We start from the raw sequence: 16,986 nt of genomic DNA on the forward strand, positions 1-16,986 counted from the left end.
TTTTTCACATCCATCCCTTTTCTTCCGCAATTGTAATTGCCTCAATTCTATTTTTTGCTTCCAGTTTCGCTAATACTTCAGAAATATAATTACGTACTGTACCAGGCGAAAGATAAAGCATCTTAGCAATTTCATTTGTAGTCTTTCCTTCTTTCGCAAGTAAAAGCACTTCTTTTTCACGTTCTGATAACGGATTTTTCTCCTGCCATAAGCCAAACATTAACTCCTGAGAAATCTCTCGCTTCCCTTTCATAACATTTCGAATTGCTGAAGCTAAATCTTCACTCGGGCTATCCTTTAATAAATACCCGTGAACACCAGCTTTCATTGCCCTTTCAAAATAACCAGGACGCGCAAATGTTGTTAAAATCATTACTTTACAAGATGATTTTTCTTTCTTTAAAATTTCAGCAACATCTAAACCACTTTGGATCGGCATTTCAATATCCATAATACTTATATCTGGCTTTAACGATTCAATTAATTTTAACGCTTCTTCACCATTCGCAGCTTGCCCAATTACTTCAATATCGTCTTCTAAATCAAGTAGGGCTCCTAATGCACCACGAAGCATTCGTTGATCTTCTGCAATAATAATTCGAATCATGCCCTCACCTCATCTTTTCCTGTTCTAATTACAATTGGAACTTTCACCGTTAACAGTGTCCCTGGATTGATCGTATCCAGTTCAACTATTCCATCAATAAGGGAAATCCGCTCCTTCATACCTCGAATACCGTTTCCATCATGACTTTGATTTTCCAAACCTACGCCATTATCTTCTACTTTCAAAATTAACTCACCCTGTGATTCTAATATAGAAACTGTACATGCCTTTGCCTTACTATGCTTCACGACATTCGTAACAGCTTCACGTAAACACATACCTAAAATATTTTGCTCAATTGGCGATAGCGAACTAGAATTAGCCTCTTGCTTTACTTCCAATTCAATATTGGCTGCTTGCAAAATCGCTTTTATTTGCTCAAGTTCTTCTTCCACTGTAATCATACGCATATCCGAAATTAACTCGCGCAGTTGTTTTAAAGCTGTACGAGATGTTTGTGTAATCTCCTTCGCCTCTATACTTGCGCGTTCTGGATTCTTCACAATCAGTTTCTCCACAAGCTGACTTTTTAAAGTAATAAGAGATAGTGTGTGTCCTAATGTGTCATGAAGATCTCTTGCAATTCGCTGCCGTTCCTCACGTTTTACTAAGTCTTTAATTTGTTCGTTTGCTTCGTTTAGTTGATTTTTCAACATCTTTTTTTGATTAAAATTACGCATTCCAAATGGCGTAAGAAGCATTAAAATAAACATCGGAACGATATTCACTAAACTCGGGATTGTTAGTTGATTAACATTTATAAATATAAAAGCCCCAAGCATTACAACTAATAAACATAACAACACACGAAATGCCTTCTTACTTGGCGCAAATCCCATCGCACTTGCCGTAAAAAAACCAAAGAATATCATGAAAGGATTATAAAATACGGCAAATAAACAGGTTAGTATCATTTGAATACACGCCCACAACACGAACGTCCTCTGAACAAAATAAAGTTGACGGTATGTGATAATGAAAACTATCAACATACCGATCCCTATTACAAGCTTCCATCCCGATACTTGTGTTAAATTATAAATTGGAAATAATAAATACACTAACCACATATATGGGAAGAAACCCATATGTTTCGGAAAAAACTCAAACCTCTTCTTCTCTATCATTTATACCGCTTCCTGTCTCTTTCTTATATATATTGATACTACAACAAATATAAGGAAATAACCTCCTAGTACCGCGATATTTTCCCATCCAATTGATTTTCCAGCTACAATATCCCATGCCCCGCTACCAAAATGATATGTTGGTGTCCATTCTCCAATGGTTCTTAATACTTTTGGGAATACTTCAATTGGCATCCATAATCCGCCAACTACAGCTAAGCTCATATTTAAAATATTAGCCAGGCCAGCAGCTGCATCCGCCTTTTTGATCGAACCTATTACTGTTCCGAGTGCTAAAAATGGTGTCACGCCTAATAATAACCATAATCCGGCACCAATCCATTGGCCTATCGTTAACTCAACATTATTAATTAATATTCCTGCCATAAAAATAACTAAGATTGAAAAAGCATTCACTACTGTTTGAGCAATAATTTTAGCTGCTAAATATGCTCCCTCTGGAAGCGGTGTAATTTTTAACAAATGTGTCCATCCTTGCCCTTTTTCCTGAGAAAGTCTCACACCGAAACTAAAAAGGGCAGTCCCTACAATACTGAAAGTCGCCATTGAAATTAAATAATGTGCTTTCCATGCATCTCCGTTTTGCGGGACTTGAATAACATTTGTAAAGATGTAATAAAACATAACTGGCATTAATAATGAGAAAAAGATGAATAATTTATTGCGGAACGTACGTAAAACCTCTATTTTACATTGCATCCATAATGCTCTCATGCGATTCCCTCCTTCTGATTTGCAACAAACTGTTCAAATGCTTCATCGAGGCTTCCACGTTCAACTGAAACGTCTGTTACAGGTAGATTCCTCTGATAAATTGCTTGTAAAGTGGCATCTGTATCTTCCGTCGTTAAAGTGAAGCGCCCTTCATTTGACTGTACTTCTGTTACATGCGGTAATTCCTTTAGTAAACTCTTAGGAATTTTCTCTTTCGAATAAAACGAGATTGTTTTTCGAGAAATCGTCGCTTTCATCTCATCTGGTGTGCCATCTGCGATAATCTTTCCGTTCGCAAATAATAAAATTCGATCTGCTAGCGCATCTGCTTCTTCTAAATAGTGCGTCGTTAAAATAATCGTTTTCCCTTCACTTGCTAACTTTCGAATCGTTTCCCAAAACACTTTTCGAGACGTAATGTCCATCCCTACAGTTGGTTCATCTAAAAATAATAAATCTGGATTTCCCGCAAGTGCGAGTGCAAAATTCAACCTTCTCTTTTGACCACCTGATAACTTTTCACATCTTTGCTTTCGCTCTGATTCTAAATTCGATAGCTGAAGTAATGTTTCTTTCGCTACTGGATTCGTATAATAACTACGGAATAACTCAATTGCCTCTTCTACTGTGATGCTGTCAATAACGCTTACTTCTTGCAACATCGCACCGAGGCTATTACGAACATCTCTATGCTTCGGGCTCTTTCCAAATATCGAAACATTCCCTTCTGTCGGATCTTTTAATCCGAGCATCATTGAAATTGTCGTTGTTTTCCCCGCACCATTTGGGCCGAGTAATGCTACTATTTGCCCTTTATTTACATGAAATGAAACGTTATTTACTGCTTTTTTATGTTTAAATGTTTTAGAAACACCATTTACTTCAATAATCTTTTCCATCTCTCCACCCCCGCCGTTTCTTATATTTACATTGTATGCGTTGGAAAAGTTAGGAAACAGTATGATGCGTCATGACATCCATATGACAATTGTCATGTATTCTTTATGAGAGGAATCAGCCTGCATACCGCATGCGAGTAGCAGTACAAAAACAAACATGATACAATCGGATAAGACATATATTCGAGGAAGGACAGTGGTTTTCATGATTATTCGTAATGAACAAGATTTAGAAGGTTTACGAAAAATCGGCCGCATCGTTGCACTTGCACGCGAAGAAATGAAAAAACAAGCGAAGCCAGGTATGACAACGAAAGAGCTTGATTTAATTGGTAAAAAAGTATTAGACGAGAACGGTGCTATTTCAGCGCCTGAAAAAGAATATAAATTCCCAGGTGTAACTTGCATTAGTGTAAACGAAGAAGTTGCTCACGGTATTCCAAGCGATCGCGTATTAAAAGAAGGCGATTTAGTAAACGTAGACGTATCGGCAGCACTTGACGGATATTATGCAGATACAGGTATCTCATTTGTTCTTGGTGACGATGAAGAAAAAGAAAAACTTTGCCAAGCAGCAGTAGACTCATTTTGGGAAGCAATGAAAAAAGTAAAAGCTGGCTCAAAACAAAATCAAATTGGTCGTGCTGTTTCTAACTTTGCACATAAAAGTGGATATAACGTTATTCAAAACTTAACTGGTCACGGTATTGGTCTTAGCTTACACGAAGCTCCAAACCACATCTTAAGCTACTATGATCCAATGGATAATGCGCTTCTAAAAGACGGTCTTGTTATCGCTGTAGAACCATTCATCTCTATGAAAGCTGATCATATCATTGAGCGCGGTGATGATGGTTGGACATTCGTTACACCAGATAAAAGCCTTGTTGCACAATGTGAACATACAGTTGTCGTCACTCGTGGCGAGCCAATTATTTTAACTCAACTATAATCAAAAATAGCCGTTTTGTAGATTCCTTCTACTAAAGCGGCTGTTTTTGATTATGTAACATCCCCATAAACAGAAAGCTTATAAAAATAAAAAGGTGATACATCAAAGTATCACCTTTTTAACGGGGTGAGGCTGTCCAAAAGTACGGAAAACTCTTGAACAGCCTCGTATTTTCATATGGATGCCTTACATATATCACTGATGATAATTATGAAATGCGGAAACATAGTTATCATCACATGATTCAAACAAAAGAAAAGAAATCCTATAACGGATCTCTTTTCCCTACATAATCTAAAGTTTGGGTACACTAGATTCATGCAATGTAGGAGCCTTCCAAACAGAAAGCGATCCTTCATTTAAAATGATAGCATACATACATCCGCTAAAAATATGTAAATGTGCATATAGCGTTTTTTATTTCTCAACATATATTTATTGAAAATTCAAATATATAAAGGTAAAATATAGTCGTTATCCGTCTTCTTTTGTCAGTCAGAGAGAATAGAAGAATGGGAGAGGAAAAAATGAGAAAATTACTGAAACAAAAAATAGTAAGCTCCTTGCTTGCTGTATCACTCGCCGTTAGCTTAGCTCCAATCGGGCAAGCAAAAGCTGATTCCACGTCAGAAATTACACAGACTCCACCTATTACAAAACAAGTTGATGCAAACCGCGCCATCGAGCATATCCGTTTCTTATCCGAAACAATCGGTCCCCGTCCAGGTGGTACAAAATCAGAAGAATGGGCTTCTCGCTATGTTGGTATGAAGCTTAAATCAATGGGATATGAAGTAGAGTACCAACCCTTTCAAGTGCCGGATCAATACGTTGGATTTATCGAATCACCATTAGGGACAAAGCGTAATTGGCAAGCTGGCGCTGCTCCAAATGCACTAATTTCTACAGAAGCTGTTACAGCTCCACTTATCTTTGTTCAAGGTGGTACAAAATTAGACGATATTCCAAATGAGGTAAACGGAAAAATTGTTTTATTCGAAAGAGGTGCAACAGTAGCAGATTATAATAAACAGGTTGAAAATGCTGTTAGTAAAGGGGCAAAAGGTGTTCTTTTATACAGCTTAATTGGCGGACGCGGAAACTATGGACAAACTTTCAATCCTCGCTTAACTAAAAAACAGGCTATCCCTGTCTTCGGTCTTGCTTATGCTCAAGGAAATGCATTTAAAGAAGAAATCGCTAAAAAAGAGACAACAATTCTTTCCCTAAAAGCGAGACATGAATCTAATTTAACATCCTTAAATGTCATCGCTAAAAAGAAACCAAAAAATAGTACAGGTAATGAAAAGGCCGTCGTTGTAAGTTCACACTACGATAGTGTCGTTGGAGCACCTGGGGCAAATGATAATGCTTCTGGTACAGGATTAGTATTAGAACTGGCTCGTACTTTTCAAAATGTAGAAACTGATAAAGAAATTCGTTTTATTGCTTTTGGTTCTGAGGAAACTGGCTTACTTGGCTCTGATTATTATGTTAATAGTCTGTCCCAAAAGGAACGTGATCGAATTTTAGGTGTCTTTAACGCAGACATGGTTGCAACAAATTATGATAAAGCAAAAAATTTATATGCTATGACTCCTGATGGTTCTACAAACCTTGTAACAGATGCTGCCTTGCAAGCAGGTAAACAATTAAATAATAATCTTGTTCTTCAAGGAAAATTCGGCTCTAGTGATCACGTACCATTTGCTGAAGTGGGTATTCCTTCTGCACTATTTATTTGGATGGGCGTCGATAGTTGGAATCCATTAATCTATCATATTGAAAAGGTATATCACACACCTCAAGATAATGTATTAGAAAACATTTCGCCAGAACGTATGAAAATGGCATTAGAAATCATCGGAACAGGCGTTTATAACACACTCCAAAAACCTGTTAATCAAATAGAACAAAAAGCGGCTTAATAATACGTAAAACCATCGATCTCTTCGGTGGTTTTTTATTGAGAAAAAATATATATGCATAAACGCATATTTTCTCCTATCAATTATCGTATACAATGTTAACTGTAACGAAAATGATTACAACTAATAAGGAGGCTTTTCTACTATGAAAAAAATTTTTCTAGCAGGCGCATTGACTTTAGCAGGTGTTACAGGAGCTACCGCTTTTATTCCTGAAACAAAGGCTGCTGCAGCTACTCAAGAACAGAACTTCACAAAATTTTATTCTATTCAAACTGGCAGTAGCTCTGAAAAAGAACCAATTTACCTTAAAAAAGGACAAGAGCTAACAATTCATCCTAATAGTAAAACCCCTAGTTACAGCATTTACGATACAAATAATAATCTCATCGGACGTTATTCTGATGGTTATGGGAGAATTTTTACCGCAAAAACAGATGGGAATATGTATGTTCAATTTCATGCACCTTTCGTTTACTACAGTCCTGTTAGCTTTTCTGTTACTTATACAATTCAATAGAAAAAGGGCCTCTTACAAGGCCCTTCTTTATGAAACAAATCCAATACTCGATCTCTCCATCTTTTCTTCCATCGTACCCCCCTGTCACTTATATAAGACGATGCAAGCTCTCCTTTTGTTGGATAATTTTTTTTATTATTCCATATAAAAAAGCAATCACAACATCATGTGATTGCTTTTTATTTAAAACGAACACTCGGCTCCGCTTTTCTTTATTACATTTTTTCTGGTGCAGATACTCCTACGATTGCTAATGCATTTTGAAGTGTCGTGCGTACTGCTTTCATTAATTCGTAACGAGCTTTACTTAATTCTAAGTTATCTTGGTTTAATACTTTTTCTGCATTGTAGAAGCTGTGTAATGCTGCAGCTAATTCAAATGCATAGCTTGTAATGCGGTGTGGCAGACGTTTTTGCGCTGCATCCGCAACTACAGCTGGGAATTCACCAAGTTTTTTCAGTAACTCTACTTCTTTCTCAGAAGTAACAAGTTTGTAATTTACGTCTCCGCCTGTAGCTAATCCTAACTCTTCACCTTGACGAAGGATACTGCATACACGAGCATGTGCATATTGTGCATAGTATACTGGGTTTTCATTAGATTTTGATACAGCTAAGTCCATATCGAAGTCTAAATGAGAATCACCGCTACGCATTGCGAAGAAGTATCGCATTGCGTCCACGCCTACTTCTTCCATAAGCTCACGAAGTGTAACTGCTTTACCTGTACGCTTACTCATTTTCATTTTTTCACCATTTTGGTACAGTTGTACCATTTGGATGATTTCTACTTCAAGTGTTTCTTTATCGTAACCTAGTGCTTGAATAGCAGCTTTCATACGAGGAATGTAACCGTGGTGGTCAGCACCCCAAATGTTGATTAGCTTATCGAAACCACGCTCTAATTTATCACGGTGATAAGCGATATCTGGCGTTAAGTATGTGTAAGAACCGTCATTTTTAATTAATACACGGTTTTTGTCGTCACCGTAAGTCATTGAACGGAACCAAGTTGCTCCGCCTTCTTCAAAGATTTCGTCACGCTCTTTTAATACAGCAAGAGCCTGATCAATTTTTCCGTTTTTGTATAATGATGTTTCTGAGAACCACACATCGAAGTTAACACGGAAGCTTGCTAAGTCTTTTTGAAGTTTTGCTAACTCATATTTTAAACCGTATGAACGATAGAATTCATAGCTTTCTTCTGCATCAGCTTTTGCATAACGATCGCCAAACTCTTCAGCTAAACGTTTACCGATTCCAATGATATCCGCACCATGGTAACCGTCTTCTGGCATTTCTTTCTCTAAACCTAAAGCTTGCATGTAACGAGCTTCAACAGAAAGAGCTAAGTTATGAATTTGGTTACCAGCATCATTAATGTAGTACTCACGAGATACATCATATCCTGCTTTTGCTAATACGTTACATAAAGTGTCACCTACTGCCGCACCACGTGCATGTCCTAAGTGAAGATCGCCTGTTGGATTCGCAGATACGAACTCAATTTGTACTTTTTCACCTTTACCAGTATTCGTTTCACCGTATGCTTCACCAGCGTTGACGATTGTTGGGATTAAGTCTGTTAAGTAGCTATTATCCATGTAGAAGTTAATGAAACCAGGACCAGCGATTTCAATTTTTTCAATAGAAGCTTTTGCTTTATCGAAGTTTGCAACTAATTCTTCTGCAATCATACGAGGTGCTTTTTTCGCAACGCGTGCAAGTTGCATTGCCATATTTGTAGAGAAGTCACCATTTGTTTTATCTTTTGGAGATTCTAATACAACGTTTGGAATTTGTTCTTCTGTCGCTAGTTCTGCCTTTAATACAGCAGCTTGAATTTCTTCTTTAATCAATCCTTTTACTTGTTCTAAAGAATTCATTATTTTGCCTCCTTCAAATTAAGTGTAATTGTATATCTGCCAGCTTCTTGTTCACTTAGAAGCAATGCGTACGTTAAGAAGAGTTGTCCTTTTTTCTTTTCATCCGACCATTTAAAAAGAACGTTATCAGTTTTCGTTTGCAATGCAAACGTACCAAGTTCACTCGTATACGTACCAGTTGTCCATTCACCTTTCAAATGCGTCTGACGCATAGAAATAGCACCTGAACGCATAATGAGAACTTGTTCATCTTGAATTTTAATAATTGTTTTCACTTCGCCTTGTTCGTTCGGCTCTTGGAATGTTATATATGTACCTTGACCTTTTACATAGTATTGACCATTTGCTTCAAAAGCAACGGTTTCCTTCCTCGCCCCTTCACGGATTTCTGTTACGAAATGAACGTGTACCGGCAAGCCTGCAAGTTGTTTCTTCACGTCTTGCACACCCTTCAAATGTTATAGATATTAAATACTACTTATAATAAATCACTTTTCCTATCATATCAAAAAAAGACTCTGTCTGTCTGCTGAAAAATCAGGAAAACTCCTTTTCAAAAAATAATTCACCTTCACTTTATTTCATATGTTAAAATATTTTTTAAATCTAAATATTCTTTCATTTCAAGGGGTGAATTTGGTGCTACTAACAAAATTAAAAAAAGGTGATGAAATAAGGGTTATTTCACCATCTTGTAGTTTAAGTATTGTCTCAAATGAAAACAGAGACCTTGCTATAAAAAGATTAACCGACATAGGCTTTCAAGTTACATTCTCAAAATATGCTGATGAGATAGATCGATTCGCTTCCTCTTCTATTTCTTCACGAGTTCAAGACCTCCACGAAGCATTTAGAGATCCTAATGTAAAAGCCATTTTGACGACACTTGGCGGATACAACTCTAATGGTTTATTGAAACATCTCAATTATGATTTAATTCGAGAAAATCCGAAAATTTTCTGCGGTTATTCTGATATTACCGCTTTAAGTAACGCGATTTATGCTAAAACAGGCTTAGTTACATATTCAGGTCCTCACTTCTCTTCATTTGGAATGGAGAAAGGACTCGATTATACGACCGATTACTTTTTAAAGTGCTTAACTTCTCATGAACCTATTGAAATCCTACCATCTGAAACATGGAGCGATGATTCTTGGTATATGGATCAAGAAAATCGAGAATTTATTAAAAATGAAGGATATGTTTCGATTCAAGAAGGAGAAGCTACAGGGGATATTATCGGCGGAAATATGAGCACTTTGAATTTACTACAAGGTACACCATATATGCCAAGCTTAAGAAATAAAGTTTTATTTCTTGAAGAAGATAGTTTAACGGGAAAAGCTACACTTAAAACTTTCGATCGATATTTACATTCTCTTATGCAGCAAACTGATTTTGAATACGTAAAAGGCATCGTTATAGGAAGAATGCAAAAAGGAACAGAATGTATGATAGAGGACATTCAAGAAATGATTGCTTCAAAGCCTGAACTTGCTCATATCCCTATTATTGCGAATGCCAGTTTCGGACATACAACTCCAATCTTTACTTTCCCAATTGGTGGAAGGGCAAAAATCATTTCTAATAAAGAAGGTTCAGCTATCACCATTTTAACGCACTAAAAAAGGAGCGAACGATTCGCTCCTTTTATGGTTTTTCTATTTTTTGCAACGCTTTTTGCGGGATTGATTCTTTCGAGATTTCAGCCCATCCTTTTCCCTGCATACCTTTTGCATAAATTTTTATAAAAGCACCCGTATGCAATTCACGGTTCACCATTCTTTTAATAACTTGTAGCTTTCCATCTTCTGTATACCCTTTAAATGTATACAAATATTCATCGTCTTTTTTCTCACTTTTATCTATAACAGCATAATAATCTTGTATTTCTTTATTTGAAAAGAAGTTGTCTACAAAAGCATGCACACCTTCTGTTTTCGTGTTTAAATAATATGCTGTTCCACCTAAAATAATGGCGAACACAGCTAAAACTTTAATTACCAATTTCATAAATGCGCCTCCTGTTTGCACTGCTTTCTCACTAGCCGTATGTCTATACCTGTATTATACGAAAAAAGGCATACTATACTCTATCGAAATGCCTTACACTTTCCTTACATTATTGTAAGAGTTTTTCACCTTACAGCGATTTCCCAATAAAAAATTTTTCCGTTTAACAAACTTTTATATTATTATTGAATGATACAAATTTTTATTACAAAAATCAAAGGAGACAATTTTCAAATGGCTATCTTGCAAGGTTTAGCACTATTACTTGTTGTACTTTGTCTATTTACACTTTTCAGTTACCGTGCGCCTTACGGAATGAAAGCAATGGGCGCTTTAGCTAATGCAGCAATCGCAAGTTTTCTTATTGAAGCATTTCACCGTTATATTGGTGGAGAAATGTTTCATAATGACTTTTTACAATCAGTAGGAGTAGCTTCTGGTAGCATGAGCGGTGTCGCAGCGGCAATTTTAGTCGCATTAGCAATCGGTGTCTCACCCGTATACGCTGTTTTAATCGGTATCGCTACTAGCGGATTCGGTATTTTACCAGGATTTTTCGCTGGATACGTTTGTGCCTTCGTCGTGAAGTTTCTCGAAAAGAAATTACCAGCTGGTGTAGAGTTTTTAGCAATCCTATTTATCGCTGCACCAATTTCACGCGGAATGGCCATGCTTATGGATCCACTCGTTAACGCAACACTTGGTAAAATCGGTTCTATGATTTCAGTTGCAACTACAGAAAGTCCTATCATTATGGGTATTATGCTTGGTGGATTAATAACAGTTATTTCTACATCTCCATTAAGTTCTATGGCACTAACTGCAATGCTTGGATTAACTGGTTTACCAATGGCAATTGGTAGTCTTGCCGTAGCAGCTTCTGCCCCAATGAACTTCATTTTCTTTAAACGACTAAAAATCTGTTCAAAGAAAGATACAATCGCCGTGGCAATCGAGCCGTTAACACAGGCCGATGTTGTCTCAGCAAATCCAATTCCTATCTATATGACAAACTTTGTTGGCGGTGCGCTTGCCGGTATTATTACGTCGCTATTCCAGCTCGTTAATAATGCACCAGGGACAGCATCACCAATTCCAGGACTTCTCGTACTGTTCGGATTTAATGATGTAATAAAAGTAACGATTGCTGCCGTATTATGTGGAATCGTTACCACTATTGTTGGATACGTCGGTTCTATTGTGTTCCGCAAATATCCAATCCGTTCTGCTGATGAAATTCGCGGAATTACTTCGGAAGAGAAAGTTGCGTAAAGAAAGGGAGCTATTCTCATCGTTTGAGAATAGCTCTTTTTTATGTCGCGTGACGGTAAGTGAAATTATATTGAACACAACTCCGCATATATCGACGTTTCGACAAAGGATATCGACTTAACTACTAAATAAGACAATAATAACCTACCTATTAATAAAAGAAGCCGGCTCAAAATACTTTTTGAGTCGGCTTCACTTTTACTTTATCCAGCTACAGCGGCTAGAATGATCGGTGGCTTCGCTTCTTCCTTCGAGGCAAAAAACGCCTCTACGTCTGAAGCTCCATCCCCCTCACATTCTGAGCGAGCCGCTTGCGCTTTTATTTTATCCAGCTACAGCAGCTAGAATCTCCGGCCATTTCAAACTCTCGTTCGAAGCCAAAAGCGCTTCTCGGTCGAGCGTTCCAATGACCTGCGATTCTGAGCGAGCTACCTACGCTTTTATTTAACCCAACCGAGCAGCATTTCCCGCACGAATTTGCTTGCTGCGATTGGTGTTTGATCACTATGATCGTAGACTGGAGCTACTTCTACTAAGTCTGCTCCGACTACTTTTATATTTGAATTTGCAATTGCTACGATGGACTCTAATAGTTCTTTAGATGTGATACCTCCAGCTTCTAATGTTCCTGTTCCAGGAGCGTGAGCTGGGTCTAATACGTCGATGTCGATTGTGACATAGACTGGGCGTCCTGCAAGTTTCGGTAATACTTCCTTTAACGGTTCTAATACGTCAAATTTATATAAGTTCATACCTACTTCTTTTGCCCATTCGAATTCTTCCTTCATTCCAGAACGAATACCGAAAGAATATACGTTTTCCGGACCAATTAAATCGCACACTTTACGAATTGGTGTAGAGTGGGATAAAGGCTCTCCCTCATATGACTCACGTAAGTCAGTATGAGCATCCATATGGATGATTGCTAAATCCGGATATTTTTTTGCCATTGCCTTAAAAATTGGCCAAGACACTAAGTGCTCTCCGCCGAGACCTAGTGGAAACTTACCGGCATCTAATAGTTTTGTTACATATTCTTCAATCATGTCTATGCTGCGCTGTGGATTCCCAAATGGTAATGGGATATCACCCGCATCAAAATATTTTACCTCTTCTAGTTCACGATCTAAATACGGACTATATTCTTCAAGACCGATTGATACTTCACGAATACGTGCAGGGCCAAAGCGAGATCCTGGACGGAAACTTACTGTCCAATCCATAGGCATCCCGTAAATAACTGCCTCTGACTCTTCAAAACTTGGATGACTTTTAATAAATACTTTACCTGAATAAGCTTCATCAAAACGCATATTCTTTTCCTCCTTATGTGGAACTTAAGGTATCCCAACCTTTCACTATTTCTCAAATTTGGAGCGCATTGCTCCTCTTTCTCGATTTACCTGGGCCTTCTTGTTATCACAAGAAGACTACTTCATTTGTAGCAGTGTAAGTAACTAGCATGTTCAAGCCTTCTAGACAAACACCTTAAATGAGTTACTTACACTTTATTTATTTCAATTTAACGCTCTTACTTAATTAAATCGCCAACAAATTTCGGTAATGCGAATGCTGCATTGTGTAATTCTTTTGTGTAGTATTTCGTTTCGATTTCGTGGAAACGCTCTTCACTTACTTCTAATGGATCATGTTTTTTAGATCCGATTGTGAACGTCCAAAGTCCACTTGGATACGTCGGAATGTTTGCTGTGTATAGACGAGTAATTGGGAAAATCTCTTTTACGTCTTTAAACACAGTTGTAATTAGTTCTGGTGTAAACCAAGGGTTGTCCGTTTGGGCAACGAAAATACCATCTTCTTTTAACGCTTTTGAAATTCCAGCGTAGAAGCCTTTTGTAAATAGGTTTACTGCTGGACCTACTGGCTCAGTAGAATCTACCATAATTACGTCATATTCGTTTTCGCTTTCTGCGATGTGTAGGAAACCGTCTCCTACTTTTACTTCTACACGCTCATCATCTAATGCACCTGCAATTGATGGTAAGTACTGCTTAGAGTACTCAATTACTTTTCCATCGATTTCAACAAGAGTTGCTTTCTTCACGCTTGGGTGTTTTAACACTTCACGAATAACACCACCATCGCCACCACCAACAACTAATACGTTCTCAGGGTTTGGATGTGTAAATAAAGGTACGTGCGCTACCATTTCATGATAAACGAACTCGTCCTTTTCTGTCGTCATAACCATGCCGTCTAAAATAAGCATGTTTCCGAACTCTTCCGTTTCAACCATATCAAGTTTTTGGAATTCTGTTTGCTCCGTATGTAATGTGCGGTTAATACGCGCCGTAATTCCAAAATGCTTTGTTTGTTTTTCAGTGAACCATAGTTCCATCGTACAATCACGCCTTTCAATGCAAATTTATAATAGGGACATCATTAATGTCCCCTAACAAAAATAAAACAAAACATCCAAAAAGTATAGTTAAAAGTAAAAAAATACCGAAAATATATTTTAGTCAGAGGGTTCTAACATATATGTGAAAAGGGATTGCTCTGTAATAGGAAAGAAAACCCTTTCTTAAGAAAGGGTTTTTGTCTCTATTTCTACCGGTTTACGAATCGGAATTAAGATCATTACGCAACCAACTAACACAACAATTCCACCGACTAAAAACGGACTTTGTGGTGAAACTGTATGACCGATGACTCCTGATAAAATTGGAGCAATCGCACCCCCTAACCAACGAACGAAGTTATAAACACCTGATGTAACAGATCTTTCATAAGGTGAAATATCCATTACATAACTTGTAAATAACGCGTTATTTAAGCCTGATGCTAATCCTGATAGAACGATTAACACGATTTGTAACCACATGATTTTAACGAAGAATAGTGCAATTAAGAAAATCGCAAATACAAGTAAACTACCTTTTAACAATGTTTTTGGTTCATATTTACCTTCTAGCTTATGCGCTAAAATTGCTGATCCGTAAGCTAATGCTAATCCCCATCCGCAAAATACAAATCCTAATTGAATAGCAGATAAATGCATAATAAGTGGTGAATATGCTAACACGACGAAAAATCCGTAGTAATATAACATCCCGGAAATGGCACCTTGCATAAACGGTTTATACTTCACCAGGTTAAGTAATTCTCCTACGCCTGCTGCTTTACGCTTCACTTTTCGCTCCGGTTCTTTTACAAAAAAGAAAACTAAAATAAATGCTAAAGAAATTAAAATACTCGTCGCAAAAAATGGGTAACGCCAAGAATGTCCACCTAATATACCACCTAACAATGGGCCACCTGCCATCCCTAAACCGATAGCTGCTTCATATAATCCTACTGCTTCATGAACTTCTTTACTTAATGCAATTAATAATGTCATCGCCGTTGCAAAGAACATCGCATTTCCTAATCCCCACCCCGCGCGGAAAAGAGATAATTGAGCAATCGTTTGCGATATACCACATATAAATGCAAATACAGTTACAATCGCAAGACCGATCGTCATCATTCGTTTATCACCAAATCTTGATGCAAATATTCCAGCTGGTAACATCATAATTGCCATCGTTAAAATATATGCTGTAAATAACATCTCGACTTGCCAATGCGAAGCACCAATTTGTTCAGCAATACTTGGTAAAATTGGGTCGACTACTCCTATACCTGAAAAGGCAAGGAAGGTAGCCACCACTGTAATCAATCTCCCTAATTTTTGTTTGCTCTCCATTTTGATTACTCTCCTTTTGTATTCTCTAAAAATGTAACTGCACGGCTTAAACTATCCTCTAGCTCTGCCTTAACACGCTGCATTTGCTCCATTTTTTCGTCTAACGTTTGCACTTGTTTTTCAAGCATCTCTTTAATTTCTTGAATCACTTCACGGTCACGCGGATTCTCACTATTTCTTCTTTGTTCCATTCTTTCTTTTAACGATAAGAAATGTTGCATTTCTTGAAGCGTAATTCCTAGTACTTCTTTCGCTTCCACAATCCTTTTAATTCTCGCAATGTCCTCGTCTGTATACAGGCGAATATTCCCTTCACTGCGTTCTGGGGGATGAATTAAACCAATTTCCTCATAATAACGAAGTGTACGCTTTGTTAAACCAACTTGCTTTGTTACTTCATCGATTTTATACATGTGTATTCCTCCCTTCACCGATTATTACATTTTACGTTAACGTTAACTTTTGTGCAACTGTTATACTTTTGTAAATGTTTGTCATATGAATTGTATTTTTCTCAAAGCAGTTTCATAATAAAAGAAAAGAGATGATAAGGAGATTTCCACATGAATAAACCACTTATTTTCGCTCATCGCGGGGTAAAAGGAACACACCCAGAAAATACGATGATTGCCTTCCAAGAGGCTGAACGCATTGGGGCTCACGGAATTGAACTTGATGTTCATCTATCAAAAGATGGTGAACTAGTTGTTATTCATGATGAAACGGTGGACCGCACAACAAATGGCGTGGGACTTGTTTCTGAGAAAACTGTAGAGGAATTACAAGCTTTAGATGCTGGTAGCCATAAAGATCCTTCTTTCCATGAGGCGAAAATCCCAACATTACGAGAAGTATTTATTTGGCTCTCTACAACAAATTTACAACTTAACATTGAATTAAAAACAGATGTTCTTCATTATCCAAATATTGAAGAAAAAGTTGTTGCTCTTGTTCGTGAATATCATCTATCCAATCAAATTGTATTTTCATCATTTAACCACGATTCCGTTTCATTATTAGCAGAAATTGCTCCAGAAATTCCAAGAGCGATTTTGTACGATACACCACTTGCAGATCCTATTGCTGAAGCAAAAAGGCGCGAGGCGACTGGATTACATCCAAACTTTCAATTATTAACGAAAGAGTTTGTCCAATTAGCACAGGGGCAAGGATACGTTTTTCGTCCTTACACTATTAATGAATATAAAGATTTACAAACTATGATTGACTATGGTGTAGATGTCATCATTACCGATTGGCCAGCACGTGCCTTTGAGCTCCTTTCTTAATTGAAGGGGCTTTTTTGTTTTCAAAATTTCATTGTTTAAAATAAACGA

The 16,986-nt window shown here is 37.4% G+C and carries 17 protein-coding genes; 6 read left to right on the plus strand and 11 right to left on the minus strand.

Features of this window, described 5'->3' with window-relative positions; all coding sequences use genetic code 11:
- Positions 1-4: 4 nt before the first annotated feature.
- Genes MHH59_RS26735 through MHH59_RS26750 form a run of 4 tightly spaced genes read right to left on the minus strand, consistent with a single transcriptional unit; the run spans position 5 to position 3,368 of the window.
- Complete coding sequence (locus MHH59_RS26735; RefSeq protein WP_201057091.1) at positions 5-607, minus strand: response regulator transcription factor; 603 nt, start codon at positions 605-607, stop codon at positions 5-7.
- Positions 604-1,734 (minus strand): sensor histidine kinase, encoded by a 1,131-nt coding sequence (locus tag MHH59_RS26740; RefSeq protein WP_201057092.1) that lies wholly within the window; start codon positions 1,732-1,734, stop codon positions 604-606. Before MHH59_RS26740 ends, MHH59_RS26735 begins: the two co-directional genes overlap by 4 nt.
- Positions 1,735-2,469 carry an ABC transporter permease gene (locus tag MHH59_RS26745; protein WP_002143898.1) on the minus strand — a complete coding sequence of 245 codons (735 nt, stop codon included), beginning with the start codon at positions 2,467-2,469 and terminating at the stop codon, positions 1,735-1,737.
- Complete coding sequence (locus tag MHH59_RS26750) at positions 2,466-3,368, minus strand: ABC transporter ATP-binding protein (RefSeq protein ID WP_002130089.1); 903 nt, start codon at positions 3,366-3,368, stop codon at positions 2,466-2,468. The genes MHH59_RS26745 and MHH59_RS26750 overlap by 4 nt, the downstream gene beginning before the upstream one ends.
- A 157-nt stretch (positions 3,369-3,525) precedes the next feature.
- On the opposite strand from MHH59_RS26750, the gene map reads away from it, so the two are divergent.
- From map to MHH59_RS26765, 3 genes are all read left to right on the plus strand, one after another.
- Positions 3,526-4,320 carry a type I methionyl aminopeptidase gene (map, locus tag MHH59_RS26755; protein WP_016121123.1) on the plus strand — a complete coding sequence of 265 codons (795 nt, stop codon included), beginning with the start codon at positions 3,526-3,528 and terminating at the stop codon, positions 4,318-4,320.
- A gap of 527 nt (positions 4,321-4,847) precedes the next feature.
- A complete protein-coding gene (locus tag MHH59_RS26760; RefSeq protein WP_033709857.1) occupies positions 4,848-6,248 on the plus strand; it encodes a M28 family metallopeptidase in 1,401 nt (466 codons plus the stop codon).
- Positions 6,249-6,393: 145 nt separating this feature from the next.
- Positions 6,394-6,768, plus strand: coding sequence for a hypothetical protein (locus tag MHH59_RS26765; protein WP_340852824.1), 375 nt, complete (start codon positions 6,394-6,396; stop codon positions 6,766-6,768).
- A 215-nt stretch (positions 6,769-6,983) separates the two neighbouring features.
- Here MHH59_RS26765 and argS read toward each other — a convergent pair whose 3' ends face one another.
- Together argS and MHH59_RS26775 are read right to left on the minus strand one after the other, a co-directional pair.
- Positions 6,984-8,654, minus strand: coding sequence for an arginine--tRNA ligase (gene argS / locus MHH59_RS26770; RefSeq protein ID WP_002016342.1), 1,671 nt, complete (start codon positions 8,652-8,654; stop codon positions 6,984-6,986).
- A complete protein-coding gene (locus MHH59_RS26775; protein WP_340852827.1) occupies positions 8,654-9,091 on the minus strand; it encodes a DUF1934 domain-containing protein in 438 nt (145 codons plus the stop codon). Before MHH59_RS26775 ends, argS begins: the two co-directional genes overlap by 1 nt.
- 148 nt (positions 9,092-9,239) lie before the next feature.
- Here MHH59_RS26775 and MHH59_RS26780 point away from each other — a divergent pair, with 148 nt between their 5' ends.
- Positions 9,240-10,280, plus strand: coding sequence for a S66 family peptidase (locus MHH59_RS26780; RefSeq protein WP_201057097.1), 1,041 nt, complete (start codon positions 9,240-9,242; stop codon positions 10,278-10,280).
- Between the two features lie 25 nt (positions 10,281-10,305).
- Here MHH59_RS26780 and MHH59_RS26785 read toward each other — a convergent pair whose 3' ends face one another.
- Positions 10,306-10,668, minus strand: coding sequence for a YxeA family protein (locus MHH59_RS26785; RefSeq protein ID WP_002130097.1), 363 nt, complete (start codon positions 10,666-10,668; stop codon positions 10,306-10,308).
- A gap of 234 nt (positions 10,669-10,902) precedes the next feature.
- On the opposite strand from MHH59_RS26785, the gene MHH59_RS26790 reads away from it, so the two are divergent.
- On the plus strand, positions 10,903-11,940 hold the full coding sequence (locus tag MHH59_RS26790) for a PTS sugar transporter subunit IIC (protein WP_002130098.1): 1,038 nt from the start codon (positions 10,903-10,905) through the stop codon (positions 11,938-11,940).
- A gap of 440 nt (positions 11,941-12,380) precedes the next feature.
- On the opposite strand, the gene speB is transcribed toward MHH59_RS26790, so the two are convergent.
- From speB to MHH59_RS26810, 4 genes are all read right to left on the minus strand, one after another.
- A complete protein-coding gene (gene speB, locus MHH59_RS26795; RefSeq protein WP_002016350.1) occupies positions 12,381-13,253 on the minus strand; it encodes an agmatinase in 873 nt (290 codons plus the stop codon).
- A 218-nt stretch (positions 13,254-13,471) separates the two neighbouring features.
- Complete coding sequence (gene speE, locus MHH59_RS26800) at positions 13,472-14,299, minus strand: polyamine aminopropyltransferase (RefSeq protein WP_000424693.1); 828 nt, start codon at positions 14,297-14,299, stop codon at positions 13,472-13,474.
- Between the two features lie 186 nt (positions 14,300-14,485).
- Positions 14,486-15,649 (minus strand): MFS transporter, encoded by a 1,164-nt coding sequence (locus tag MHH59_RS26805; protein WP_002016352.1) that lies wholly within the window; start codon positions 15,647-15,649, stop codon positions 14,486-14,488.
- A 5-nt stretch (positions 15,650-15,654) separates the two neighbouring features.
- Complete coding sequence (locus MHH59_RS26810) at positions 15,655-16,062, minus strand: MerR family transcriptional regulator (RefSeq protein ID WP_002016353.1); 408 nt, start codon at positions 16,060-16,062, stop codon at positions 15,655-15,657.
- Positions 16,063-16,212: 150 nt separating this feature from the next.
- Here MHH59_RS26810 and MHH59_RS26815 point away from each other — a divergent pair, with 150 nt between their 5' ends.
- Complete coding sequence (locus MHH59_RS26815) at positions 16,213-16,938, plus strand: glycerophosphodiester phosphodiesterase (RefSeq protein WP_002068526.1); 726 nt, start codon at positions 16,213-16,215, stop codon at positions 16,936-16,938.
- Positions 16,939-16,986 lie beyond the last annotated feature (48 nt).

The sequence above is a fragment of the Bacillus sp. FSL E2-0195 genome, from assembly GCF_038003645.1.
GTDB lineage: Bacteria > Bacillota > Bacilli > Bacillales > Bacillaceae_G > Bacillus_A > Bacillus_A mycoides.

Coding starts and splice junctions, on each gene's coding strand:
- MHH59_RS26735 (WP_201057091.1), bottom strand. CDS start 607: ATGATTCGAATTATTATTGCAGAAGATCAACGAATGCTTCGTGGTGCA.
- MHH59_RS26740 (WP_201057092.1), bottom strand. CDS start 1,734: ATGATAGAGAAGAAGAGGTTTGAGTTTTTTCCGAAACATATGGGTTTC.
- MHH59_RS26745 (WP_002143898.1), bottom strand. CDS start 2,469: ATGAGAGCATTATGGATGCAATGTAAAATAGAGGTTTTACGTACGTTC.
- MHH59_RS26750 (WP_002130089.1), bottom strand. CDS start 3,368: ATGGAAAAGATTATTGAAGTAAATGGTGTTTCTAAAACATTTAAACAT.
- map (WP_016121123.1), top strand. CDS start 3,526: ATGATACAATCGGATAAGACATATATTCGAGGAAGGACAGTGGTTTTC.
- MHH59_RS26760 (WP_033709857.1), top strand. CDS start 4,848: ATGAGAAAATTACTGAAACAAAAAATAGTAAGCTCCTTGCTTGCTGTA.
- MHH59_RS26765 (WP_340852824.1), top strand. CDS start 6,394: ATGAAAAAAATTTTTCTAGCAGGCGCATTGACTTTAGCAGGTGTTACA.
- argS (WP_002016342.1), bottom strand. CDS start 8,654: ATGAATTCTTTAGAACAAGTAAAAGGATTGATTAAAGAAGAAATTCAA.
- MHH59_RS26780 (WP_201057097.1), top strand. CDS start 9,240: ATGTTAAAATATTTTTTAAATCTAAATATTCTTTCATTTCAAGGGGTG.
- MHH59_RS26785 (WP_002130097.1), bottom strand. CDS start 10,668: ATGAAATTGGTAATTAAAGTTTTAGCTGTGTTCGCCATTATTTTAGGT.
- MHH59_RS26790 (WP_002130098.1), top strand. CDS start 10,903: ATGGCTATCTTGCAAGGTTTAGCACTATTACTTGTTGTACTTTGTCTA.
- speB (WP_002016350.1), bottom strand. CDS start 13,253: ATGCGTTTTGATGAAGCTTATTCAGGTAAAGTATTTATTAAAAGTCAT.
- speE (WP_000424693.1), bottom strand. CDS start 14,299: ATGGAACTATGGTTCACTGAAAAACAAACAAAGCATTTTGGAATTACG.
- MHH59_RS26805 (WP_002016352.1), bottom strand. CDS start 15,649: ATGGAGAGCAAACAAAAATTAGGGAGATTGATTACAGTGGTGGCTACC.
- MHH59_RS26810 (WP_002016353.1), bottom strand. CDS start 16,062: ATGTATAAAATCGATGAAGTAACAAAGCAAGTTGGTTTAACAAAGCGT.
- MHH59_RS26815 (WP_002068526.1), top strand. CDS start 16,213: ATGAATAAACCACTTATTTTCGCTCATCGCGGGGTAAAAGGAACACAC.